At 60.8% G+C, this 24,730-nt stretch carries 21 protein-coding genes; 4 read left to right on the top strand and 17 right to left on the bottom strand.

Translation table 11 applies throughout. From position 1 onward, the window contains the following. Positions 1 to 86: 86 nt before the first annotated feature. The 12 genes from hemL to T518_RS05130 all read right to left on the bottom strand — a co-directional run bounded on the left by hemL (position 87) and on the right by T518_RS05130 (position 14,728). Positions 87 to 1,406, bottom strand: coding sequence for a glutamate-1-semialdehyde 2,1-aminomutase (gene hemL / locus T518_RS05185; protein ID WP_036376272.1), 1,320 nt, complete (start codon positions 1,404 to 1,406; stop codon positions 87 to 89). A 3-nt stretch (positions 1,407 to 1,409) separates the two neighbouring features. Beyond that, positions 1,410 to 2,390, bottom strand: coding sequence for a porphobilinogen synthase (gene hemB / locus T518_RS05180; protein ID WP_036376269.1), 981 nt, complete (start codon positions 2,388 to 2,390; stop codon positions 1,410 to 1,412). Positions 2,391 to 2,475: 85 nt separating this feature from the next. Then, positions 2,476 to 4,002, bottom strand: a complete 1,527-nt coding sequence (gene cobA, locus T518_RS05175; RefSeq protein WP_036376266.1) for a uroporphyrinogen-III C-methyltransferase — start codon at positions 4,000 to 4,002, stop codon at positions 2,476 to 2,478. Between the two features lie 75 nt (positions 4,003 to 4,077). After that, a complete protein-coding gene (gene hemC, locus T518_RS05170; RefSeq protein ID WP_036376263.1) occupies positions 4,078 to 5,019 on the bottom strand; it encodes a hydroxymethylbilane synthase in 942 nt (313 codons plus the stop codon). Further along, the gene (hemA, locus tag T518_RS05165; RefSeq protein WP_036376260.1) at positions 4,979 to 6,298 is read right to left on the bottom strand and encodes a glutamyl-tRNA reductase; all 1,320 of its coding nucleotides are present in this window, start codon (positions 6,296 to 6,298) and stop codon (positions 4,979 to 4,981) included. Before hemA ends, hemC begins: the two co-directional genes overlap by 41 nt. Continuing rightward, a complete protein-coding gene (locus tag T518_RS05160) occupies positions 6,267 to 6,947 on the bottom strand; it encodes a precorrin-2 dehydrogenase/sirohydrochlorin ferrochelatase family protein (protein WP_081828426.1) in 681 nt (226 codons plus the stop codon). The genes hemA and T518_RS05160 overlap by 32 nt, the downstream gene beginning before the upstream one ends. A gap of 139 nt (positions 6,948 to 7,086) precedes the next feature. Beyond that, positions 7,087 to 8,358 (bottom strand): type II secretion system protein GspD, encoded by a 1,272-nt coding sequence (locus T518_RS05155; RefSeq protein WP_051652200.1) that lies wholly within the window; start codon positions 8,356 to 8,358, stop codon positions 7,087 to 7,089. 75 nt (positions 8,359 to 8,433) lie between these two features. After that, positions 8,434 to 9,057, bottom strand: coding sequence for a hypothetical protein (locus T518_RS05150; RefSeq protein ID WP_036376257.1), 624 nt, complete (start codon positions 9,055 to 9,057; stop codon positions 8,434 to 8,436). 148 nt (positions 9,058 to 9,205) lie between these two features. Next, on the bottom strand, positions 9,206 to 10,669 hold the full coding sequence (locus T518_RS05145) for a glucose-6-phosphate isomerase (RefSeq protein WP_036376253.1): 1,464 nt from the start codon (positions 10,667 to 10,669) through the stop codon (positions 9,206 to 9,208). A gap of 155 nt (positions 10,670 to 10,824) precedes the next feature. Next, positions 10,825 to 12,507 carry a phospho-sugar mutase gene (locus T518_RS05140; protein ID WP_036376250.1) on the bottom strand — a complete coding sequence of 561 codons (1,683 nt, stop codon included), beginning with the start codon at positions 12,505 to 12,507 and terminating at the stop codon, positions 10,825 to 10,827. A 122-nt stretch (positions 12,508 to 12,629) separates the two neighbouring features. Continuing rightward, entirely contained in the window at positions 12,630 to 13,973 is a 1,344-nt protein-coding gene (locus T518_RS05135; protein ID WP_036376247.1) for an MATE family efflux transporter, read from the bottom strand. Next, positions 13,970 to 14,728, bottom strand: coding sequence for a YdcF family protein (locus tag T518_RS05130; protein ID WP_036376244.1), 759 nt, complete (start codon positions 14,726 to 14,728; stop codon positions 13,970 to 13,972). Before T518_RS05130 ends, T518_RS05135 begins: the two co-directional genes overlap by 4 nt. Before the next feature lie 144 nt (positions 14,729 to 14,872). On the opposite strand from T518_RS05130, the gene T518_RS05125 reads away from it, so the two are divergent. After that, positions 14,873 to 15,208 carry a cupin domain-containing protein gene (locus tag T518_RS05125; RefSeq protein WP_036376241.1) on the top strand — a complete coding sequence of 112 codons (336 nt, stop codon included), beginning with the start codon at positions 14,873 to 14,875 and terminating at the stop codon, positions 15,206 to 15,208. A gap of 62 nt (positions 15,209 to 15,270) precedes the next feature. On the opposite strand, the gene sstT is transcribed toward T518_RS05125, so the two are convergent. Together sstT and rfbD are read right to left on the bottom strand one after the other, a co-directional pair. Continuing rightward, a complete protein-coding gene (gene sstT, locus T518_RS05120) occupies positions 15,271 to 16,521 on the bottom strand; it encodes a serine/threonine transporter SstT (protein ID WP_036376237.1) in 1,251 nt (416 codons plus the stop codon). Positions 16,522 to 16,742: 221 nt separating this feature from the next. Then, complete coding sequence (gene rfbD, locus T518_RS05115; protein ID WP_036376380.1) at positions 16,743 to 17,618, bottom strand: dTDP-4-dehydrorhamnose reductase; 876 nt, start codon at positions 17,616 to 17,618, stop codon at positions 16,743 to 16,745. A gap of 280 nt (positions 17,619 to 17,898) precedes the next feature. Between rfbD and T518_RS05110 the strand changes: the two genes are divergently transcribed. Both T518_RS05110 and T518_RS05105 read left to right on the top strand, forming a co-directional pair. Further along, positions 17,899 to 19,158: an SLC13 family permease gene (locus T518_RS05110; RefSeq protein WP_036376234.1), complete on the top strand. Its 1,260-nt coding sequence runs from the start codon at positions 17,899 to 17,901 to the stop codon at positions 19,156 to 19,158. A 53-nt stretch (positions 19,159 to 19,211) separates the two neighbouring features. Next, positions 19,212 to 20,528, top strand: coding sequence for a hypothetical protein (locus T518_RS05105; RefSeq protein WP_036376231.1), 1,317 nt, complete (start codon positions 19,212 to 19,214; stop codon positions 20,526 to 20,528). Between the two features lie 76 nt (positions 20,529 to 20,604). On the opposite strand, the gene T518_RS05100 is transcribed toward T518_RS05105, so the two are convergent. The 3 genes from T518_RS05100 to T518_RS05090 all read right to left on the bottom strand — a co-directional run bounded on the left by T518_RS05100 (position 20,605) and on the right by T518_RS05090 (position 23,832). Then, a complete protein-coding gene (locus T518_RS05100) occupies positions 20,605 to 22,083 on the bottom strand; it encodes a sensor histidine kinase (RefSeq protein WP_427825256.1) in 1,479 nt (492 codons plus the stop codon). Then, complete coding sequence (locus T518_RS05095; protein ID WP_036376225.1) at positions 22,067 to 22,774, bottom strand: response regulator transcription factor; 708 nt, start codon at positions 22,772 to 22,774, stop codon at positions 22,067 to 22,069. The genes T518_RS05100 and T518_RS05095 overlap by 17 nt, the downstream gene beginning before the upstream one ends. A 146-nt stretch (positions 22,775 to 22,920) precedes the next feature. Further along, positions 22,921 to 23,832: a LysR family transcriptional regulator gene (locus T518_RS05090; RefSeq protein ID WP_036376221.1), complete on the bottom strand. Its 912-nt coding sequence runs from the start codon at positions 23,830 to 23,832 to the stop codon at positions 22,921 to 22,923. Positions 23,833 to 24,084: 252 nt separating this feature from the next. Between T518_RS05090 and dhaL the strand changes: the two genes are divergently transcribed. After that, entirely contained in the window at positions 24,085 to 24,708 is a 624-nt protein-coding gene (dhaL, locus tag T518_RS05085; RefSeq protein WP_036376218.1) for a dihydroxyacetone kinase subunit DhaL, read from the top strand. Positions 24,709 to 24,730: the final 22 nt, after the last annotated feature.

Below are 24,730 nucleotides of genomic sequence, written 5' to 3'. Positions count from 1 at the left end.
GATTCTGAGGCAAAAAATCGGTTTAGCAGGGGCTCATCGCGCAGTGTTGGCCAACCCCGTCCCGTCGGCGTCAACTTTGCAAAAACTCAGCGGCGGCTCTCTGCCACTGCCTTGAAGGCCTTGCCTGCGGCCTCGATCGTGCGGTCGATGTCTTCGTCACTGTGTGCGCCGGACATGAAGAGGGTCTCGAACTGCGACGGTGCGAGGTAGATGCCCTGCTCGAGCATGCTCTTGAACCAGACCTTGAAGGCTTCCTGGTCCGAAGCGCACGAGTCATCGTAATTGTAGACCTCATGCTCGTTGAAGAAGATGCCGAACATCGAGCCGGCCTGATGCGCCTGGATCGTGACGCCGGCTTCCTTGGCCTTCTCGAGCCAGCCGAGCAGGAGCTTCTTCGTCTTGAGCGTCAGCATGCGGCTGTAGTCGGCCTCGCCCGGCTCCGGCTCTGCTGTGATGATCTTGAGCGTCTCGATGCCGGCCGTCATCGCGAGCGGATTGCCCGAGAGCGTGCCCGCCTGATAGACAGGCCCCGCCGGCGAGACCTTCATCATGATGTCGCGTCGTCCGCCGTAAGCCGCGACCGGCAGGCCGCCGCCGATGATCTTGCCGAGGCACGTGAGATCCGGCGTGATGCCATAGGCCGCCTGTGCACCGCCGAGCGACGCGCGGAAGCCGCACATGACCTCATCGAAGATCAGGATCGTGCCGTGCGCCTGCGTGAGCTCACGGATCTTGCGCAGGTAGCCCTGCTTCGGCGGCACGCAGCCCATGTTGCCCGCAACCGGCTCGATGATGACCGCTGCGATCTCGTCGCCCATCTCATCCATGACCTTCGTGATGGCCTCGACGTCGTTGTAGGGCACCGAGATCGTGTCCGCCGCCGTGCCCTTCGTGACGCCCGGCGAACTCGGCACGCCGAACGTCGCCATGCCCGAACCGGCATTGACGAGCAGGCTGTCGCTGTGGCCGTGGTAGCAGCCGATGAACTTGACGATCTTCTCGCGCCCTGTGTAGCCGCGCGCCAGGCGCAGCGCGCTCATCGTCGCCTCCGTGCCCGAGTTGACCATGCGGATGACCTCGATGGACGGGTAGACCTGCATGACGAGCTTCGCGAGCTCCGACTCTAAGAGCGTCGGCGCACCGTAGCTCGTGCCGCGCGTCGCCGCCTCCTGCAGCGCCTTGACGACGTTCGGGTGAGCATGGCCGACGACCATCGGGCCCCACGACCCCACGTAGTCGATGTACTCGTTGCCGTCAATGTCGAAGATGCGGTCACCCTTCGCCTTCGCGATGAACGGCGGATTACAGTCGACATTGGCGTACGAGCGGACCGGGCTGTTGACGCCGCCCGGCATGAGCGTCTTGGCTTCGTTAAAAGCCGCCAGAGATTTTTCGAGATTCAGCATACCTTACTCCTCTTCCTTGAGCCATCTTGCCGCATCCAGTGCGTGGTACGTGATGATGATGTCCGCACCGGCGCGCTTCATGCTCGTCAGCGTCTCGAGCACGATGCGCTTCTCGTCGATCCAGCCGTTCGCTGCCGCAGCCTTGACCATCGCGTACTCGCCGCTGACATTGTAGACAGCGACAGGATGGTGGATGTGGTCGCGGACCTGGCGCACGACATCGAGGTAAGCGAGTGCCGGCTTGACCATGATGATGTCCGCACCTTCCATGACATCGAGGTCGACTTCCTTGAGCGCCTCGCGCGCATTGGCCGGATCCATCTGGTACTGGCGGCGGTCACCGAACTGAGGTGCGCTGTCGGCGGCATCGCGGAACGGTCCGTAGTAGCCCGAAGCGTACTTGACGGCGTAGCTCATGATGGAGACATTCTGGAAACCGTGCTCGTCGAGTGCCTCGCGGATGGCGGCAACGCGGCCGTCCATCATGTCGGACGGCGCGATGATGTCGGCACCGGCCTCAGCCTGCGAGACGGCGACTTTCTGCAGGAGTTTGAGCGTCTTGTCGTTGTCGACGTAATGGCCCTCGAGATGGCCACAGTGGCCATGCGTCGTGTACTGGCAGAGGCAGACATCGCCGATAATCATGAGCTCTGGCACCGCGGCCTTGATGGCCTTGATGGCGCGCTGCACCGGGCTCGTCGGGTCCCAGGCTGAAGAGCCGTCTGCATCCTTGTACTCCGGCAGGCCGAAGACCTCGACAGCCGGGATGCCGAGCGATGCGATCTCCTTGGCAAGCTCGACCGCATTGTCGACCGAGAGATGGTAGCAGTTCGGCATGCTCGGGATCTCTTCTTTGACATGCTCGCCCGGAACGACAAAGATCGGGTAGACAAAATCCTTCGCCGAGAGAGTCGTCTCCCGGACCATGGCGCGCATGGCCGGCGTGATGCGCATGCGGCGCGGACGAAGCTTCTGGTTATACATAACAACATCTCCTAAATACATAGATGTCTGGCAGATACCTGCCATGGCAATCGCAGAACAGAATGAAGTCGGCTCTCGCCTTTGCTCAGACGAGGCTTTCGCGCATGGCCTCGACGAGACCTTCAATGGTGTACGTCGAAGCCACGACGGCAGGCTCGATGCCGTGCCGACGGGCCGTCTCGACCGTCACCGGGCCAATGCAGGCCGCCTTGACGCCCGCGAGCGGCTCAATGCCGCCGAGCAGTTTGACGAGATTCTCGACGGTCGACGAGCTCGTGAACGTCACGAAGTCGATGGCGCCACTCTCGAGCTCTTTCCGGAGCGCCGCGCGCTCCTCTTCGCCCGTCTCCGCCATGACCGTCTGGTAGACCGGCACGACATCGACCTCGGCCCCCTGCTCGCGCAGCTTCTCGGGCAGGATCTCGCGCGCAGCAGCAGCGCGCGGCAGGAGGATTTTCGCGTGCGGCGGCAGCTTGCCCTTGATGGCTTCTAAGATGCCCTCTGCGCGGAACTCCTGCGGCACGACGTCGGCGCGGATGCCGTACGAGGCGAGCTTCCCCGCCGTCGTCTTCCCGATGGCCGCGACCTTCGCGTAGCCGAGTGCGCGGACATCGCGGCCCGCGGCGAAGAGGCGCTCCATGAAGCGCTCGACGCCATTCGTGCTCGTGAAGATCAGCCACTGGTAGGCGTCAATTCCTGCGATGGCCGCATCGACGGCCGCATAGCCGTCATCCGGCGCAGCGATCGCGATGGCCGGCTTCTCGATGACGCGGGCACCGAGCTCTTCGAGGCACGCAGTGAGCTTCGATGCCTGGCTGCGCGCGCGCGTGACGAGCACCGTCCGCCCGAAAAGCGGCTTCTGGCTCAGCTTATCGAACCACTGCAGGTTCTCGCGCAGCTTGACGACCTCGCCGACGATGAAGATAGCCGGCGGCTTGAGTCCCTTCCGCTTGACATCCTCAGCGGCCGTGCCGACCGTCGTCATGAGGACTTCCTGCTCCGGCTTCGTGCCCCAGCGGATAACGGCTGCCGGCGTATCGGCCGGGCGTCCGTTTTCTATGAGTTCTTCCGTGATGTGCGGCAGATTGGCGACGCCCATGAGGAAGACGAGCGTGTCGACGCCCGTCGCCAGCTTGTCCCAGTGGATGTTGCTCTTGCCCTTCGTCGGGTCCTCATGGCCCGTGACGACGGCAAACGAGGTCGCGATGCCGCGGTGCGTGACGGGGATGCCCGCGTAAGCCGGCACCGAAATGGCCGACGTGATGCCCGGCACGACCTCAAACGGCAGGCCGTTCTCCTCGAGCAGCAGACCCTCTTCGCCGCCGCGGCCGAAGACGAAGGGATCGCCGCCCTTGAGGCGCACGACTGTCTTGCCCTCTTTCGCCTTGTCGACGAGCAGCTGATTGATGTCCGGCTGCTTCATCGTGTGGTGGCTCGACGCCTTGCCGACGTAGATGAACTCGGCATCGCGCGGCGCCCAGCCGAGGATGCGGTCATCCGCGAGGCGGTCGTAGACAACGACCTCGGCGCGCTTCAGGCAGTCGACTGCCTTGAGGCTGATGAGGCGGTAGTCCCCAGGACCAGCCCCGACCAGATATACCATACCTGCCATAATAAAACTCTCCTCTTCTCTTCGTGAAATATCGCCAGCGCAGACGCAGCTGCGCCCAGGTTCTCTCTGCCCGCCTCACCGGTCGAGCAGCAGGCCGATCTCGTGCAGGATCTCGATGCCGCCCATCGCGAGCAGCTTGTCGGCAAGCGATTTGCCGAGCGACTCGGCCTCTGCCGCGCTGCCCACAGCAGTGTCGCGGTAGAGGCGCGCGCCGTCGAGCGAGGCGATGACCGCCTCGACATGAAGCCGCTCTCCGGCAGCAGGCACTGCGTAGACGCCGACAGGCACCTGGCAGCCGCCTTCGACGCGGGCCAGGAAGGCGCGCTCCGCCCTGGCACAGGCCACCGTCTCCTCATCGTTGAGGAAGGCGATGAGCCCGCGCACTTCGCGGTCGTCTTCGCGCGTCTCGATGGCAAGAGCGCCCTGGCCGACGGCCGGCAGCACCATCTCGCGCGGCAGCACCTCCGTGATGCGGTCCGCAAAGCCGAGGCGCTTGAGGCCTGCCACGGCCAGGATGATCGCGTCGAAGTGCTCGCGCTCAAGCTTCTCCAGGCGCGTGTTGACATTGCCGCGCAGGTCCGAAATATTGAGGTCCGGCCGTGCGTGCAGGAGCTGCGCCTTGCGGCGCAGGCTCGAGGTGCCGACCTTTGCACCCTGCGGCAGATTCTCGAGCGTCTTGTACACGGGGCTCACCACAGCGTCCCCCGGATCAAATCGCCTCGTGATGGCAGAGATCACGAGACCCTCCGGCACCTCCGTCGGCATGTCCTTGAGGCTGTGCACCGCGATGTCGATGCCGCCCTCGAGCATCTCCTGCTCGAGCTCTTTCGTGAAGAGCCCCTTGCCGCCGATCTTGGCGAGCGGCGCGTCGAGGATCTTGTCGCCCTTTGTCGTCATGAGCTTCTTCTCGACGCGCAGATCCGGATAGCGCTCCTTCAGGCAGTCTGCTACATAGTCTGCCTGCCAGAGCGCGAGCTTACTGCTGCGCGTCCCGATAACGATTGTGCCGTTCTTCACTCGTTGCCGCCTCCCCTATCGTGTCCAACTTGAACAAGGCCCGCATGGCCTCGATGTAGAATGACTCCTGCGGCGTGCCCGCCGAAGCATTGAGCTTCATCATCGGCATGCGCAGGATCTTGCGCACGATCATGCGCGTCATGTGCTCGATCTGCCGACGCTCCGACTTCGTGAGGTCCGGCAGCTTCGACGATGCGCGGCGCACCTCGCGCTGGCGGATGCGCTCGCAGCGCTCCGAGAGCAGCGCCATGAGCGGACGGAAGGAGAGGTACTGGAATTTGTCCTCGATGGACTTCACTTCCTCCTCCACAATGGCATGCGCGAGCTTTGCCTCCTGCAGCCGCTCCTCCTTGTGCTCGTCGACGACGGCCTCCAGCGCATCGATGTTGTAGAGCGTCACGCCCTTGATGCCCGCGACCTCCGGATCGACGTCGCGCGGCACGGCGATATCGATGAAGAAGAGCGGCCTGCCCTTGCGCTTCGTCATGAGCTGGCGCGTCTCCCAGGGCTTGACGACGTAATGCGGCGCGCCCGTCGACGTCACGATGACATCGACATCCACCGCCCGCTTCAGCGCACCGTCGAACGGAACGGCCTCGCCGCCGAACTCCGCCGCGAGCTGCTCAGCCCGCTCGATGTGACGGTTTGCCACGTAGATCTTGCGCACGCCGTGTGCGACGAGGTGCTGTGCCGTGAGCTCCGCCATCTTGCCCGCGCCAAAGATCAGCGCATTCGAGGCCGCAAGCGAGCCGAACTTCTCCTCGGCAAGCTCGACGGCCGCATAGCTGACGGAAACCGAATTGTAGGCGATGCGCGTCTCCGTGCGCACGCGCTTGCCCGTCGCGATGGCGCGGTGGAAGAGCGTATTGAGCACGGTGCTCGTCGTGCCGGCCTCGCGCGCAATCGCGTACGCCTCCTTGACCTGCGAGAGGATCTGCCCCTCGCCGAGCACGAGCGAATCGAGGCTCGACGCCACGTTGAAGAGATGGCGGATGCATTCCTCGTCGACGAACGAGTAGAGATACGCGTCGATGTCCTCGTCGTTGCCCGTCAAGTCAAACAGGAACTGCTTGAGCGTCGCTGCATCTTCCTCTGCATCGTCGACGACGGCGTACATCTCGCTGCGGTTGCAGGTCGAGAGCACGACGGCCTCCGATATCCCCTCGTATTCGTTGAGATTTTCCAGCCCGTCGCGAACGGCCTGCCGGGAAATCGCGAAGTGCTCGCGCACCTCCACAGGCGCCGTCTTATGATTGAGGCCTAAAATCAATAATTGCATGTCGAATCATTACCTCCGCCCGGTTCAGACGACCGGCCTTGACTAATTCCATGATGTCCCGCGACAATGCCGCGCGCCAGAATGCCTGACGGTCATCGCTCGTCGGCAGCTTGTCCTTCATCTCCTGACGGATCGCGGCCAGCCTCTCGATCCAGAGGCCGAAGGCCGGCGGGAATGCCTGCTCGAGCTGTTCGCGCAGGCTGCGCGAAAAGGCAGGGCTAAGGCCGCCCGTGCCGATGGTCAGCAGGAAGCGGCCGCGCCGGATGCTCGCCGGCACAAAGAAGTCCGAGAGCTCCGGCTCATCGGCCACATTGACGAGCGCACCGGATGCGCGCGCCTCCTCGGCCGCCACGCGGTTGACCGCATGATCATCTGCCGTGCAGAAGACAAGGAACGGGCGCACGCGCTGCAGGAACCCCGTCTCGTACGGCTGGGCCAGCCAGAAGAAACATCCTGTCGACGCCTCCTGATAGAGCAGCCTCGTCAGAGCCGGTGCGATGACAATGAGGTGCGCGCCCGCCTGCAAGAGCACATGTGCCTTCCGCTCGGCAACGCGCCCGCCGCCGATGATCACGCAGACACGCCCTGCGATCTCCATATTGACCGGATACTGCACGCTCATCCCCCCGCCCATAATCTGAACATTCATCAATTACGAATCTCATTCATTTATTGTAATCACCTTCTTATTATAACGGATGTTTATGCAAAAGAAAAGAAGCTCCGAGCAAAAGTCGTCATGACTTTTATCAAAGCTTCTGATTCTGTATCTTATCGTATTATCTGCATCACGTCGAACCGTCGTCGGGGATGACATGCGCGGTCAGGAAGATCATGATCTCAGACTCGGAGCGGCTCTGGCGCACGCTGCGGAAGAACGCGCCGAGGATGGGCAGGTCGCCGAGGAACGGGATCTTCGACAGCGTCCTCGATTCATCGCTGCCGATCAGGCCGCCGATGACCATCGTCTCGCCGTCGCGCAGGCTGACCGTCGTGTCGGCACTGCGGTTCTGGAAGCGGTAGGCCTTGATGTCCTCGACGTAGAGCGGCGAACTGACCTCCGTGTGCACTGTCGCCGTGATGCGGCCGTCCTCGTGGATGCGCGGCGTGCAGCGCAGGATGATGCCGGCCTGGCGGTAGGTGTACGTCGTCGTCGTCGTGCTGTTCGTCACCGACTGCGTCGGCACGGGGACCTCGCCGCCGATGTTGATAAGCGCCTCCCGGCCCTGTACCGTCGTGATATTCGGCCGCGCGAGCATCTTGGCCTTGCCCTGCGTCACGAGCGCCTGTATTGTCGCGCTGTAGTAGAACTCGAACGGCACCCCCTCCGGGCCGCGTCCGAACTGGATGATGCCCGGCACCGTTCCGTCCTGCGTGTGGCGCTTGATCTCCTTTTCCTGCACTTCATGGTCCGTGCCCTTGTGGCGGTACGTCGTCTCGAAGTCTGGATATTGCGGCAGCGATGACCACTGCCACTCGACGCCGAGTTTCTTGGATGCGTCCTTTGAGAGCGCCACGACCTTTGCTTCAAGCGATACCTGCTGCGGCTTGCAGTCGAGATGGCGCACGAGTTCCGCCACGCCAGATGCCTCTGCTGCCGTGCCATAGAACAGCACGGAATTCGTCGCGCTATCGACGAGGACGCGGCGCGCACTGCCGCCCGCGCCTTCCTGCTGCGCATCCGCCTTGTCAGCCGCGCTGCGCAGCGAGAGCTCCGCCGCACGCGCGATGTCAGCGGGGTCGGCATGGCGCACGGGGTAGACGTGCACGCTCCTGAGGCCGTCTGCCCGCGCGGCCGTCGTCACGAGGTACGTCGTGCCCTCCTTGACGAGCACGAGCCCCTTCGAAGCAGCGACCATGCGCAGGAGTTTCGTCGGCTCCTCTGTCACATGGAGCGTCACCGTCCCCTCCACGCTGTCATCGAGCACGATGTTCTCGTGGCCCGCACGCGCCAGCGACATGAGCACGGAGCGCACATCGCCTTCGACGACCTGCATCTCGATGGGTGCGGCCTCCACGCCGCCTGTCAAAAAGCACCCGAGCAATACCGTGCCGAACATTACCCTCCCTATCCTCTTTGTCCAGTTGACCGTCATCGGCTGCCTCCTTTCCTCTTCTCTTTTACGCATCTTGTGCTAACGCGTCTCTATCCTGTCATCTTGTCCGGCAGCTTCTCCATCCGAATGGAATGAAGCCATTGGCAGCCAGATTTCACCGTCTGGGCCGCAAAGCCGCACACCCGCCCTGCCGATCTCGACGACCTCGTAGCCGAAGAAGTGCTCGCCGACGGCCAGGGATCGGCTCTGCGCGCCGTCCGAGAGGATGACGAGCGGCTCCGCGCCCTGCACGATGCCTCGAAGTGCCAGTACAGGCTCAGGCGCGGAGACGGGCATCTCTGGAGCCGCCTCCGCCCTCATAGACGCTCGGGCGGGCGGCGCGGGCGGCTGCACATTTTGGGCAGATTCCGTCTTCTGCGCGGCTTTCACAGGCGCGGCCGCCGCTTCGCCGCGCTTCTCGTGCCCAGGCGAGAAGGGATTGCGCAGGTCTTCGACTGCCACCTGGCTCTCCATGCCGCGAATCTTCTCGTAGCGCGCGCCATCCCGGCTCTTCTGCGCCACCGCGGGCGCGCTGCCTCCATCTGCGGCCGTCTCCGGCAGTTCCTGGTCCATCCCATCGGCTGCGCCCTGCCAGAACAGCACCACTGCCAGCAGCACAGCGGCTACAGCTGCAAAGGCAATCTGCTTTGGCGTCACATGCATCAGCATCCCTCCCCTTATATTATTATATTTACATTATTCTGATTTTATTTTATACGAAGAAAGGCTCTGCCAAACGGACAGAGCCTTTCCTGCGCCTTTGACTGCGTCTGTGTACTGCCACAGATAAGCCTCGGGTATGTGCTATGGATTATTTTGCAGCTTTAGCAGCCTTGAGTGCCTGGAGCTTCGGTCCCATGATGCGCTTGTAGGACTCGACGCCCGGCTGGTTGAAGGCATCGACATCTGCGAGTTCACCCTCATAAGCAACGCTCATCGCGAGCATGTAGAGGAGTTCGCCGAGGTGATAGGCATTGAGCTCCGGCAGTGCGAAGCATGCATTATAGCGTTTGTTCGAAGCGAGTGCATCGGCATTCGACTGGCGGGCAACCTCGAGGGCCTCGCTCATCGTGACGCCGGAGATGTCAGCCAGCTTCTTGGCCTCCGGGAAGGTGTTCGGGATCACGAGGTCATTCGCCCACTTCTCGATCTTGACAAACTGAACGACCTTGTTGAGCTTGCCTTCCTGATGCTGCTGCGTCTGGGAGTGCATGTCCGTCGTGCCGACAGCGACGAGCGGCGTGCGGCCGTAGCAGACTTCCTTGCCCTCTTTGTTGAACTGCTTGCCGAGGGATTCTGCGAGCAGCTGGATGTACCACTCGGATACGGACTTGAGGTAATCGCCGTACGGCATCATGACCTCGATGTCGCGGCCGTGCTTCTCCGAGGCAGCGAACTTCAGCGCTGCGTTGAGCATAGCCGGGTTCTGCCAGATATCATCGTTCTGGCAAGCCTTGTCCATGTCCTTGGCACCGTCGAGGAAGCTCTTGATGTCAAAGCCGATGCAGGCGGCCAGCGTCAGGCCGACTTCCGTGAAGACCGTGAAGCGTCCGCCGACACCGTCCGGTACAGCAAACTGCGGCCAGCCCTTCTCGATGGCCAGCTTCTTGAGGAGCGTCTGCTTCTCCATGTTCGGGTCCGTGACCGCGATGACTTCGACGTCGATGCCCGGGTATTTCTGCAGGGCGTCATAGACGACCATGAAGTTCGACATCGTGTCGAGCGTACCGCCGGACTTCGAGATGACAAGCAGCAGGACCTTGAGGTTGCGCTTCTCATGGTACTTGAGGATCTTGGACTCATCTTCGAGATGATGGATGAGATCACCCGTGCTGCGCGGATCGATGTTGTTGCCGCTGAAGTAGACCTGCGGGAAACCGTTGCGCTCTTCCTTCGTGAGTTCATTCCAGTATGCACCGCACTGCACGTCGAAGAGGACCTTGTTGCCGAGGTAGGAACCGCCGATGCCCATCGAGACGACGACGTCGACATTCCCCTTGACGTGGTCCGTCAGTTCCTGCAGGCGCTTCAGCGAGCTCGGGCTGTTGATGTGGCCTTCCTCAACGTACGGCGTCTGAGAGAACAGTACCTTCTCCGGTTCGCCGTCCTTCGAGAGATGCGCACGGATGAAGCCCGTCTCGCGCATGACCTTCATGGCTTCATGCGCCTTCTTGAGATCTTCCTCGTAGGATTTGAGGTCCGCTTCCGTGACTTTGCCTTCACCGTAAAGATTGTCGTAGTCGAACGTAAAACCGGATTTCAGCTTTAAACTCATGTTCTAACACTCCTCTTCTTGTTCTGCTGCAGGTTCTCTCACCGCGGCCATTTGCTCAGGAATACGGAAGGGATACCGGCAGCAGATCGCTTATTCCATACGATTCTATTATACCATGTATCCCTTATTCTGTGAACTATTCTCTTCTGTGAAAGTCAGGCTAAGAGAGGCTTGACGGCCTCTGCGAGCTTCTCCTTCTCGGCCTGTGCCTCTGCGAGGTCCTTGCCGAGCGTCGTGAAGTACGTCTTGATCTTCGGCTCCGTGCCGGACGGGCGAACGACAACCGTCGAGCCGTCATCGAGCTTGTAAATGAGCACGTTTGCCTTCGGCAGCCCCGTCTTCTCCGGCTCTGCGTAGTCAATCGTCTCGACGACCTTCTTGCCGGCAAACTCCGTCGGCGGGGTCTGGCGCAGGCTGACCATGATGCCCTTCATCTTGTCCATGCCCGAGAGGCCCGGGAACGAGAAGGCATCGACCTTGTTGTAGTAGCGGCCATACTGCTGATAGATCTCTTCAAGGCGCTGCTTGATCGACGAGCCGATGGAGCGGTAATAAGCTGCCATCTCGCAGATCAGCATCGAGGAGACGACGGCATCCTTGTCGCGGACGTACGGGCCGGCGAGGTAGCCGTAGCTCTCCTCGAAGCCGAAGATGAAGCGATCCGTCTCGCCAGCTGCCTCAAGCTGTGCAATCTGGTCGCCGATCCACTTGAAGCCCGTCAGCACGTGGCGGAGCTCCACGCCGTAATGCTCGGCGACCTTGTCAGCAAGAGGCGTCGAGACGATGGACATGACAGCCACCGGGTTCTTCGGCATCGTGCCCTTCTCGATGCGGCCCTGGCAGATGTAGTCGAGCAGCAGGACACCCATCTCGTTGCCCGAGACGAGCTCGTAGCTGCCGTCAGCGCACTTCATCGCGATGCCGACGCGGTCAGCATCCGGGTCCGTCGCGAGCATGAGGTCAGCCTGCTCCTTCTTCGCGAGCTCAAGGCCTTTCTCAAGTGCCGCAAAGATCTCCGGATTCGGGTAACTGCAGGTCGTGAAGTAGCCGTTCGGGTACTCCTGCTCCGGCACGATCGTGATGTCCGTGATGCCGATGTCCTTGAGCACGCGCGTGACTGGCACGAGGCCCGTGCCGTTGAGCGGCGAATAGACGAGCTTGAGGCCAGCCGTCTTCGCGAGGCCCGGGCGGACCTGGCGCGCCTCGATAGCCTTGTAGAAGGCATCTTTGCAGTCCTCGCCGACGAACTGGATCAGGCCCTTCTCGACGCCCTCGGCAAAACTCATGTGCTTTGCGCCCGTCAGCACATCCGTCTTCTGGATGGACGCGTAGACAACAGCGGCCGCATCATCTGTCATCTGGCAGCCGTCCGGGCCGTATGCCTTGTAGCCGTTGTACTGCGCCGGGTTGTGCGAAGCCGTGATCATGATGCCGGCGTTGCAGTGGTAGTAGCGCGTCGCAAAGCTCAGGGCCGGTACCGGCATGAGCTCCTCGTAGAGGCGCACGTGGATGTCATTTGCCGCGAGGACGCCGGCGGCCTCGCGCGCGAAGTTCCAGCCCTTGAGACGGCTGTCGTAGCTGATGGCGACGGTCTGCGTGCCGCCCTGCGTCTTGACCCAGTCGGCAACGCCCTGCGTAGCCTGGCGAACGACCCAGATGTTCATGCGGTTCGTGCCTGCACCAAGCACGCCGCGCAGGCCGGCCGTGCCGAACTCCAAAGCGACGGCGAAGCGGTCCTTGATGGCCTCATCATCACCGGCGATGTCATTGAGTTCCTTGTTCAGATCGAAGTCCACGAGATCGGCAGTTGCCCAGCGTTTGTACTCATCCTGATACATATTGAATCCATCCCTTCCTGAATCCCTTTTCAGCAATCACTGTCATTGTGATGTTTTGATTTATTGTTGTAGTTCTTTTTCGACAGAAATTGCCTGAATCCTGCAAATCCTACAAAAAGGGCTCAGGCGAGATGATATTTTTTCTTGAAGCTCCGGTGCGTCCAGTAGAAAGCGATGGCCAGAGGAACGCAGGAGCCGATCCAGGCCATCGGGTTGGCGAGGCAGGCGCCAAGGTAGCCGAGCCAGCCGCAGAGGAAGAGCGCTGCTGCCGTGCGCATCAAGAGCTCCATGATGCCCGCGATCGTCGGCACGACGCTCTGGCCGAGTCCCTGCAGCGTGTAGCGGAAGATGAAGAGGAAGGAGAGGATCCAGTAGCACGAGCCGTTGACAATCAGGTACTCGTGGCCGAAGTCGATGACCTGCTGCGCCCCATCACCGACAAAGAGGTGCATGAGCGAAGGGCCGAAGAAGATGAGCCCCGCGCCGGCAAGCACGGCAAACGTCACGGACATGTAGCAGCACTTGCGCACCCCCTCGCCGATGCGCTCGAACTTGCGCGCGCCGTAGTTCTGTGCCGTGTAGGCCGACATCGCGATGCCGAACGACATCATCGGCATCATCGCGATGGACTCGATCTTCTGGGCTGCTGCATAGGCCGCAACGGCCGTAGGGCCGAGGTCATTGAGCGCAACCTGCAGGATGACAGCGCCAATCGCGATGATGCTCGACTGGAAACCCATCGGCAGGGCGATGCGCAGGTGTTCCCAGTAGAGCTTGAAGTCCGGACACCAGTCCTTCCGGTGCGTGCGCAGCGCAGGCACCTTGCGCAGGATGAAGAAGAGGCAGAGCAGGTTGCCGCAGACCTGCGAGGCGAGTGTCGCCAGAGCAGCGCCCGGGATGCCCCAGCCGAAGACGAGGATCGCGATCGGCTCGAAGATGATGTTGAGCGTAAGCCCGCAGGCGAGCAGCACGGTCGGCGTCTTGCTGTCGCCGAGCGCGCGGATGAGATTCGTCTGCGTCTGGTAGAATACGAAGAGGCCGATGCCTGCGTAGACGAGGCTGATGAAGGAATAGGCCCCGTCGAGGATCTCCGCCGGCGTCTGCATCCAGACTAGGAGCTGGCGGCAGAGCAGCACGCCGACGGTCGTCAGGACGATTGAGGCCAGGAGAGAGAGCACGGCACAGGCCGCCGCGCTCTTGCGCACACCCTCCTCGTCGCGCGCGCCGAAGCGCTGGCCCGTGTAGATGGAGAGCCCTGTCGAGAAGCCTATGACGAAGCCGAGCATCAAAAACATCAGGGCGCCCGTGCAGCCGACGGCCGCCAGGGCATTGACGCCGAGGAAGCGGCCGACGATCAAGGTGTCGACAAAGGCGTAGAGCTGCTGGAAGATATTGCCCGCAATCAGCGGCATGGTGAAGAAGAAAATCAGCTTGGCCGGCGATCCTTCTGTCAAGTTCTTTGTCATTCGATATACCTCGTCACAAAGGTGCGCAGTGTCTCCTGCAGCACCGTCACATTGTCTAGGAGTGCCTCTGTCTGCGGGCGCAGCTTCGTGTAGTGGAATACAGGATGGTGCGCGACCAGGTAGTCTGTCGGGAACGGCTCGACGGCCACGCCCTGCTTCTGGAAGTTGAGCACCGAGCGCTTCATGTGGAAGGCGCTCGTCACGAGTATCGGGTGCGAGAGGCCGTTCTCGCGCAGGATCTCAGCTGAGAAGCGGGCATTCTGACTCGTGTTGATGCTCTTCGTCTCCGTCAGTATCTTCTCCTCCGGCACGCCGAGGCTCATGAGCACGCGCTTGGCGATCTTCGCCTCCGCGCCCGTGTCCTCGTAGACCTGGCCGCCCGACAGCAGGATCGGCACGCCGAGCTGACGCTGCAGGCGCACGGCCGTCAAGAGGCGGCTCGCAGGGCTTGCGCAGAGCGTCCCCGTGCCGTCGACATCCGGCGTGTCGCTGTAGGCGCCGCCGCCGAGCATGATGATGACATCGCCCGACGCCTGCTCCGGCGGCTGGTAAGCAGATTCCAGCCAGCCCATCGTCTTCTCGGCAACGAAGCCCGTGCAGAGCAGGTAGAAGGCAAAGGTCAGGCCAAACAGGATTGCTGCCGCTTTTTTCTCGCCGCGCTTCTTCAAGAGCCACCAGGACAAGACAAAGAGCGCCAGGATGAAAATGCCAGGCGGCAGTACCCAGCTGGCCCCGAATTTCAAGAGATAAACCATATCGCATCCTCCAAAAAAATAAAGCGCAAATCCCATCTTCATAGAGGAATCCCCGCATTTATCTAGAATCTATAAATTGTATATCCATTGTAACAAACTTGCCGCCCTGCGGCAAGGCTCGAACAGCGAAAAGGAGATTTTACCATGGCATTCATTGAACCAGCACCGGGACAGGCAGAAAAAGGCATTGGCACGATCACGATCGTCAAACTCCTGACACCTAAAGAACTCGACGGCAAGTGCGACATGTACGCAAAGGTCATTGTGCCGCCACTCTGCGGCATCGGCGTCCACCAGCACGTCGGCAACACGGAGACGTATCACATCCTCTCCGGCCATGCGCTCTACAACGACAACGGCAAGGAAGTCGAGATTGGTGCCGGTGCGACGACGTTCTGCCCGGACGGCGAGCAGCACGGCATCAAGAACACATCCAAGACAGAAGATCTCGTCTTCATGGCGCTGATCATCCGCAAATGATCGCCTCTATACAGCAAAAATGCGATCCAGCAGAGCTGGACCGCATTTTTTATGTCGTAAAATCAGTTGTTGTGCGAAACCATGTCCTCATTGCGCAACTTGCCTTCCTTGGCGCGCTGTGCGAATTCAGCCGTCGCCGTGAAGAGCACGTCCGTCGAGCTGTTGAGGGCCGTCTCACAGGCATCCTGGATGACGCCGATGATGAAGCCGACGCCGACGACCTGCATGGCGATGTCATTGCCGATGCCGAACGATGCACAGGCGACAGGGATCAGCAGCAGGGAGCCGCCAGCCACACCCGAGGCGCCGCAGGCACCGACAGTCGAGACGAGGCAGAGAAGGAGTGCCGTCGGCAGGTCGACGCTGATGCCGAGCGTGTGCGCTGCGGCGAGCGAGAGAACGGCAATCGTGATGGCCGCGCCGCTCATGTTGATCGTCGCGCCGAGCGGGATGGAGATCGAGTACGTGTCCTCATCGAGGCCGAGGCGCTCGCAGAGTGCGAGATTGACCGGAATGTTGGCCGCAGAGCTTCTCGTGAAGAAGGCGTAGAGGCCGCTCTCCTTGAGCGTCGTCCAGACGAGCGGATACGGATTGCGGTGAATGTGCAGGTAGACGATCAGCGGATTCATGACCAGTGCGACCGTGAAGAACGCCGCGAGCAGGACGCCGAGGATCTGGACGTAGCCGAGCAGTGCACCGAGACCATTCGTGCCGATGGCGTTGGCAACGAGGCCCATGATGCCGAACGGTGCAAAGCGGATGACCCACTGCACGATCTTCGTGACCGTCTTCGCGAAGTCGTTGAGCATGTTCTTCGTCGTGTCACTGGCCGCATGGAGCGCGATGCCAGCCAGGCAGGCCCAGCCGAGGATGCCGATGTAGTTGGCATTGGCCAGCGCGTGGATCGGGTTGTCGACGACCGAGAGGATCAGGTTGTGCAGGACCTCGACGATGCCGGACGGTGGCGCGAGCTGCGCATCGGCAACCTGCAGGTGCAGGACCGTCGGGAACGCAAACGAGTATGCGACGGCAACAAGTGAGGCGCAGAACGTCGCGAAGACGTAGAGACGCACGATTGGCTTCATCGAAGCGCTGGCATCCGAATTCTTCTGAGCCAGAGCATTCATGACGAGCACGAAGACGAGGACCGGTGCGATGCCCTTGAGGGCACGGACGAAAAGATCGCCGAGCACCGAGACGGCCGGCACGGCCTGCGGGGCTGCCAGCGCGATGATGATGCCGAGGATAAGGCCGACGATGATCAGCTTAATCAGTGCAGTCTCCCGGTATTTCTTACCAATCTTATGAAACATATGAATCCCCCTTGATTGCAATTGACGCAGTGAAACGAAATACGTTTCTCTCAAAAGTACATGTGTTAGTATACACTAAACAGTAGCAGGATGCAATACTTTTTCCTGTAATTTGTGTTTTATACGCGTACTCTGTATCCCAGGAAAATAAAAAGCGTGTACACCTCGCCGAGATGTACACGCTCAGAGGACAAATCCTGTAATGCAATGCTCCATTCATTTCATTCTGCGCGGGCTTCCTGCTGCTCCCTCAGGCTCTCGAGCTCGATGAGATAGCGCCCGACGGCATCCTGCCAGCGCGGCAGCAGCGAAAACCCTGCCTCCGTCAAGCTCCTCTTGCTCATGCGGGAGTTATGCGGCCGTACAGCGCGTGTCGGATAGGCAGATGACGGCACGGGCTCGACGACAACCGGCATGCCGGCCTGGCGGAAGACCTCTGCCGCCAGCTCGGCCCACGAGCAGAAGCCCTCGTTCGTCGCATGGTAGACGCCATAGCGCTCCGTCTGGATCATGTCGGCTAGCAGCACCGCGAGGTCGCGCGTGTATGTCGGCGAGCCGACCTGGTCATCGACGACCGTGAGCTTTGCATGGGACTGGCCGAGGCGCAGCATCGTGCGGATGAAGTTCTTGCCGTTGATGCCGAAGACCCACGAGATGCGCACGATGAAGCAGCGCCGGAGTATCGAGCTGACGGCCTCCTCGCCCATGAGCTTCGACTTCCCGTAGACATTCGTCGGCCCCTTTGGCGCGTCCGTCTCATATGGCTCCGTGCCGTCTCCCGGGAAGACGTAGTCCGTGCTGATGTAGACCATCTTCGCGTGGAACTCGCGGCAGAGCTTGGCAAGGTTCGCCGTGCCCGCTGCATTGACAGCCATGCAGGCCGCCTCATCATCCTCCGCCCGGTCCACTGCCGTGTAGGCCGCACAGTGGATGACGCATGTCGGCTTGTAGATGGCCATATAGCGGCGCATCGCCTCCACATCCGTCAGGGGGAATTCCCGGCTCGACACGCCCTGCACTTCAATGCCTCTATCCTTCAGCTCCAGGACACAATCGTGCCCGAGCTGTCCCGTTACACCCGTGACAAGTACCCTCATCCTCATGAACGCTCCTTCCATTCTTCCAATCTCTCATTCTTTCTTTACAATCCCAGATGCCCAGATGGTTTCTTACCCTATTCTTTCCAGAGCGGCTGACTTCCTGCTTCAATTGCACAAAAGTACACAAATTTTCAACTCTCGTCGTTTGAGACTCTTTTTTTGTAGAGCCTAAGAGGAAAACGGTAAAAACGCGACGAATAGATAAGAGATAACGAGAGGGATGGCGAAATATCCCGTTCCTCATGCGAGAAGCTTTCAGAAAGAAGGGAGTCTATTTATGGATCCAGCAGTATTGACCCTGATTGTCCTCGGGGTAGCAGCCTTTTTCTTCGTGACCGAGCTCATCCCGCTCGCCGTCACAGCAATGGGCGCCTCAATCGCCCTCGGCCTGCTCGGCGTGCTAACGCCGAAACAGGTATTCTCCGGCCTGTCGAATTCCACCGTCGTACTCTTCGCCGGCATGTTCGTCATCGGCGCCGCGATGTTCCAGACGGGCCTCGCCCAGCGCATCGGTATCACCGTCGTCCATGCCGCAGGCACGGGCGAGAAGCGCCTGATGGCCGCCATCATGATTGTCACGATCATCCTGTCCTCTGTCTCGTCGAACACCGCGACCGTCGCCTGCCTGCTGCCGGTCGTCGTGCAGATCTGCGCCGTCGCGCGCCTCGCCGTCTCGCCGCAGCTCATGGCCCTGGCCGTCGCGGCCAATGTTGGCGGCACCGTCACGATGATCGGCACGCCGCCGAACATCCTCATGAGCGCAACGCTCTCCGCCAGCGGCCTGCAGCCCTTCGGCTTCTTTGAATTCGCCTGGATCGGCATCCCGCTCTCGATCGCCGGCGTCATCTACATGCTGACGATTGGCAGGCGGCTCTGCCCGCACGGCCATATCGACAGCAACCTCAGCGACCTGACGTCTGACCTGCCGAAGGATACGCGCAAGATGGCCATCTGTGCCATCATCCTCATCCTCGTCGTCGTCGCCATGGCACTCTCGAAGACGATCAACGTGCCGATGCAGACGGCCGCCATCATCGGCGCACTCGCCTGCGTCATCACGGGCTGCCTCAGCGAGAAGCAGGCATACGGCGGCATCGACTGGACGACCATCTTCCTGTTCGCCGGCATGCTGCCGCTCGCAGAGGCCATGGACAAGACGGGAGCCGGTGCGATGATCGCCAACGGCGTCGTCGGCATCATCGGCAGCAACGCCTCCCCGCTCATCATCGTCATGGCGCTGTTCCTTCTGTCCTGCGGCCTCACGCAGTTCATGTCGAACACGGCCGCCGCAGCGCTGCTCGCCCCGATCGGCATCTCGATTGCCCAGTCGATCGGCGTCTCGCCGTTCCCCGTGCTCATGGCCATCGGCATCGCCGCATCCTGTGCCTTCACGACGCCGGTCGCCACGCCGCCGAACACACTTATCCTCGGCCCTGGCAAGTTCCACTTCATGGACTATGTCAAGGTCGGCCTGCCGCTCGTCCTCGTCTCGATGATTGTCTGCACGGTCATCATCCCGCTCGTCTGGCCGTTCTGATGCCGGATGTGCACTACCAGCCGAAACAATTCCACAAAAAGTGAGGTACTTATATGGACAGAGAAGAATTACTGAGCACGCTCAAGAAGCTCGATGAAGAAGTATTTGCCGAATTCCAGGACGAGATCGAGGAGCAGCGCTTCACGATGTCCCTGATCCCGACCGTCAATGCCGAATCACCGTTTGCCGCCTACCTCGAAGGCAGCATCCTCGCCAACGTCAGCACGGATTACCACGGCATCAGCCGCACTGGGCGCTTTGAGCGCATGGCGGTCGAGCGCGCGCTCAAGTGCTTCCATGCGGAACACGCCATCGTACGCCTCGACAGCATCAGCGCCGCCTCGCGCGTCGTCTTCAAGGCGCTCTTGAAATCCGGCAATCCCGTCCTCTCCTTCAATGGCCGCAAACAGGAGCTCTGCCACGGCCTCTCCTACCGCTTCTCCATCTTCGGAGCAGACTGGGAGAACCGCGACATCGACTGGAAGGAACTCGACGAGCAGATTGCACGCCACCAGCCCAAGATCGTGATTTTCTCGCCGACGAGTTTCCCGTTCGCCATCGACACGAAGCGCCTCGCGAAAGTCACGCACGAGGCCGGCGCGCTGCTCTGGGTCGACATCGGCCAGAACGTCGGCCTCGTTGCCGCAGGCCTCATGCCGTCGCCCGTCGCTGACGCCGACATCGTGACCTTCCCGACGAATGACTCGCTGCAGGGCCCTGAAGGCGCCATCATCCTCTGCAAGAAAGATCTGGCCGAGACGATTGAGCGCTCCGTCATCGACAACGGTCATTCCGCCCTGCACAAGAACCGCCTCGCAGCCCTCGCCGTCTCGTTGCGCGAGGCTTCCGAGCCGTCCTTCCGCCTCTACGGGCAGCAGGTCATCGCCAATGCGCGTGCCCTGAGCAAAGCCCTGCAAGAGAACGGCATCCCCATCTGGGGCGACGGCACAGACTGCCACCTCGTCGTCGCGGCATTGCCCCCAGATGCCGACCCGCAGAAGACCGAGCAGAAGCTGCACCGCGCGGGCTTCATGATCAAGACGGCACGCCTGCCGGATGCAGAGCGCAGGCCCGCACACCCCGTGCTGCGCCTCTCCAGCCTCAATCCGACGACGCGTTCCCTGAAGGAAAAGGACATGGAGAAGATTGGCCAGCTCCTCGCCGCCGCCCTCAATGTGGATGACCCAGCCGCACTCGAGGTCATCCGCAAGAAGGTCAGCTCCCTGCTCATGGACAAGCCGATTTACTCGGAGGAGTGGGTCGAGAGCATCGCCAACCCCGACATTTTCTTCAACGGAGCCGACGAGATCAGCGTCCGCCACATCGCCTCGAATGAGAAGAAGCACCTCTTCGGGCGCCTGTTCCACTGACAAGGGCGCTATACACTGCAAGAAAAGAGCGGCCATGGGAAAATTCAAATTTCCCATGGCCGCTTCCTTATGCCTGTTATCCTTCTTTATCGCTTGTATCGCTTTCGTCATCCTCTGCCAGCGGGATGGTCAGGATGAATTTCGTGCCCTTGTCAAGCTCGCTCTCGACGGCAATCTCAATCTCGTGCTGCTCGGCAATCCAGCTCGCGATGGAGAGGCCGAGGCCTGTTCCGCCGATGCTGCCGGCCTTCTTCGTGCGCGCGCTGTCCGCGCGGTAGAAGCGCTCGAAGATCTTGCCCTTGTCCTCCTGCGCGATGCCGATGCCATCATCGGCAAACGTCAGCTCCATGCAGCCCTTCTCTGGCAGGCGGCGAGACGAAACCGCGATATGGCCGCCTGCCGGCGTGTACTTGACCGCGTTCTCGAGAAAGATGCGCATCATCTGGCGCATCGTGGCCGGGTCCGCGTAGATGATGCCCGGCTCATTGACCGCCAGCCGCACAGTGTGCTCCTTGGCAACGAGCTTCATCTTGCGGACGGCGTCGTCGACGAGCTCATCGAGGTGGACGAAATCCTTGTGCAGGACCTGGCGCTTCTGATCGGCGCGCGCGAGAAACAGCAGCTTCTCGATGAGGTCCTGCATATCCTCAGCCTCCGAGCGAATCGAGGTGATGCCCGCCTCGAGGATCTTCGCATCGGAGCGGCCCCAGCGCGCGAGCAGGTCGGAGTAGCCGAGAATGACCGTCACCGGTGTCCGGAGCTCATGCGAGGCATCCGAAACGAAGCGCTGTTGCTGATTGAAGCCGCGCTCCAAGCGGTCGAGCATGTGGTTGAACGTCAGGGCGAGCTCTGACAGCTCGTCCTGCGCCGGCGGCACCTCGATGCGCTTGTCCATGCGCTCCACCTCGATCTTGCGCGCCGTCTGCGTGAGGTTCCGGATGGGCTGGAGTATCCTGTTGCTCAGGAAATATCCCGCGAGAAGCGCGACGAGCGTGCCCGCGATCGTGATGAGGAACAGCAGGCGCTGGAGTTCCATGAGGAAGTTCTTCTCCGCCGTAATCGTGCGGAAGAAGTGGAACTGGTAGAGCTGTCCGTGGTCTGCCACATCCATCGTCGTATAGTACATCATGAAGCGGTTGAACTCGACGACTTCCATGTCCTTGGCCGCCCAGAACGGCGGGTTCTTCACACGATGATCCTCCACCACATCAAGAGAGGGGTAATGTGAGTCGTTCTCGTAGATGACACTGCCCGTCAGGTCCGTCACGCGCATCACGACGCCAGGCGGGACGAGATCGCCGCGTTTCAGGAATGCCTGCAGGCTGCGCGACGAGGCCAGCCCCTTCTGCACGTTCTGCATCGCGATGTGGATTTCCGTCTCCGCTTCATGGTAGAACGAGAAGTAGATGCCGAGGCCCATGATGGCGCTCGTGAGGAGCAGCACGACGAGCAGGATGGCCGCATAGAGGCAGGTGATCTTCGTCGAGATCTTCATGCGCCAGAGCGGGCTCCTGCAGTAGAGGCGCTGCCAGAAGCCCTTACTCCTTGACCGCATAGCCTACGCCTCGGACCGTGTAGATGTACTTCTCATGGAAGTGGTCGTCGAGCTTGGCGCGCAGGTAGCGGATGTAGACATCGACGACATTCGTGTCGCCGCTGTAATCGTAGCCCCAGACCTTCTCGAGGATCTGGTCGCGCGTGAGGACCGTGCGCTTATTGCGCATCATGTACTCGAGCAGCGAGTACTCCTTCTTCGTCAGGTGGACCGTCTCGCCGTCGACCTCGACCTCATAGCGCTTCGGGTACATGACGAGATTCTTGACCTGCAGGCGCTCCTCGAGCGGCACGCCATTGTCCGGCACGTGCTTGCGCAGCGCATTGCGGATGCGGGCCATGAGCTCCTCGATGGCAAACGGCTTCGTCATGTAGTCGTCAGCACCGATGTCGAGGCCGGCCACCTTGTCCTCGACCTCGTCCTTGGCCGTCAGCATGATGATCGGCAGAGACGAGACCTCGCGCACGCGCTTGCAGATGGTCAGGCCATCCATGCCCGGCAGCATGACATCGAGCAGCACAAGGTCGAAGTTGCCCTGCATGATGCGCTCATAGGCGCGCGTGCCGTTCTCCTCGATCTCCGTCTCAAAGCCCTCGTGCTCGAGCTCGATCTGCAGGAAGCGCGCGATGCGGTGCTCGTCCTCGACAATGAAGATGCGTACTGGTTTGCTCGGCTGATTTGCCTTATCCATGTGATCCCCTCCATATCCAGATGATATCCAATGACAAACGGAAGATAAGAAAAAAAGAGATATATTTTTTAATATATCTCTACTATATAGCAGCTCCCTGGAAAAAGAAAGGGATTCCTGCCGAATTAATTCGATTCTAATTGCTTTCACACCGTCTCTTCATCGCCGTGCTGCGCCCTCTCGCCGAGGAACATCTCGCGGAAGAGCTTGATGAAGTGCTCGCTCGACGAAGAGAGCGTGCGGTTCTTGAGCCAGGCGATGACCGTGTGCGTGCTCATCTCCGGCGAAACGAGCTTCTTGTAATGGAGATTGCCGTCCGTCAGCAAGGTGCGCGATGAGACGGGCAGGATGGCCGCGCCCATGCCGCGCTTGACGAGCAGGAGGTCCTGCACGATGCTATCCGAGACGCAGAGGATGTGCGGGTCGAAGCCGAGCTTGCGGCAGTTCGCAATGAAGAGGCTCTGCCAGCGCAGCGGGATGATGATCGGCGTGTCGCGCAGCTCCTCCATGCGGACTTCGCTGTCGGACGCACCGATGACCTGGTCCTTATTCATGACGACGACGAGCGGCTCATTCGGCAGCACGATCGACTCGTAGACCTTGGAGTCCACCTGCGTGCGCGTGATGGCGATCTCGATGACGCGGTTGTCGAGCAGCTCCAGGATGCGCGCGCCCTCGGCCTCCCAGATCTGATACGTGACCTGCGGGTAGCGGCGGTGGAACTCGGAGATGAGCTCCGGCAGCAGCAGTGCGCCCGACGTCGTGATTGTCCCGAGCTGGATCGAGCCGGCGATGCCGGAGCCGATCTCCGTGATCTCACGCACCGTCCCGTCGACCATGCCGAGGATGTGCTCGACGCGCGAGTAGAGCACGCGCCCCGCATCCGTCAGGCGGATGCGCCGGCTACCGCGCTCGAAGAGCTGCACGCCGAGCGAAGTCTCCAGCCGCTTCATCTGGCGCGAGAGCGCCGGCTGCGCAATGTCGAGGCGCTGTGCCGCATGACTGATGTTGCCCTCTTCCACGATGGCATAGAATGCCCGCATATCCTTGATTTCCATAGTGATCTCTCTTTCCGGCCGGAGCCGTCTATAGCAAATATTCATACGTCCTATATCTCTTTCTTGCTATTATACTTTTTCTCACAAAAATAGGCAAATCTTTTTCCCAAAAATCATAGGTAGAAAGAGTTTATCTTCTCCCATATTTCTGTCAATTCACTCTTGTGCTTTTTCGTCCTCATGTTATAATATAATATCATTGGTATAGATAATCATCACGATATCGGTGCTAGATAAAAAGGAGTTTTTCATATGACCAGAATCAAAGACGCACTCGATGCAGTTGCCGCGGCGATCATCGCCCAGAAAGATTACCTGACGGATCTCGACCGCCAGATTGCTGACGGCGACCACGGCATCAACATGGCCCGCGGCTTCCAGGCCGCGCTCGATGCCGTCGAGGAGATGGACGACACGACGAAGCCGGGCCCCGTCCTCTACACGATTGGCAAGGCATTCATCCGCAACGTCGGCGGCGCCGCCGGCCCACTCTACGGCACGGGATTCGTCAGAGCTTCCGAGGTCTGCGACGAGGACACGAAACTCAGCGTCGCCTCCTTCGAAAAGCTCCTCGGCGCGGCTATTGCCGGCATCGAGAAACGCGGCCATGCAAAAAAGGGCGATAAGACCATGCTCGACGCGCTGATTCCCATCCACGAGTGCTTCCTGCCGGAACATGCTGAGGGCAAGACGCTCTTCGAGGTCCTCCAAGAGGCCTCGCATGCCGCCAAAGAGGGTGTGGACTTCACGAAGACCATTGCCGCGCGCCGCGGCCGCGCAAGCCTCGTCGGCGAGCGCAGCATCGGCCATGAGGACCCGGGCGCTGTGAGCTCCATGCTCATGTACCGCGCACTCTACAACTTCCTGCGGAAGTGAACCGATAAAAATCGCTGAACCA

The organism is Mitsuokella jalaludinii DSM 13811, from assembly GCF_000702905.1.
GTDB lineage: Bacteria > Bacillota > Negativicutes > Selenomonadales > Selenomonadaceae > Mitsuokella > Mitsuokella jalaludinii.
Note: the sequence above shows the minus strand (reverse complement) of the source record. Positions and strands in the feature narration are given on the sequence as shown.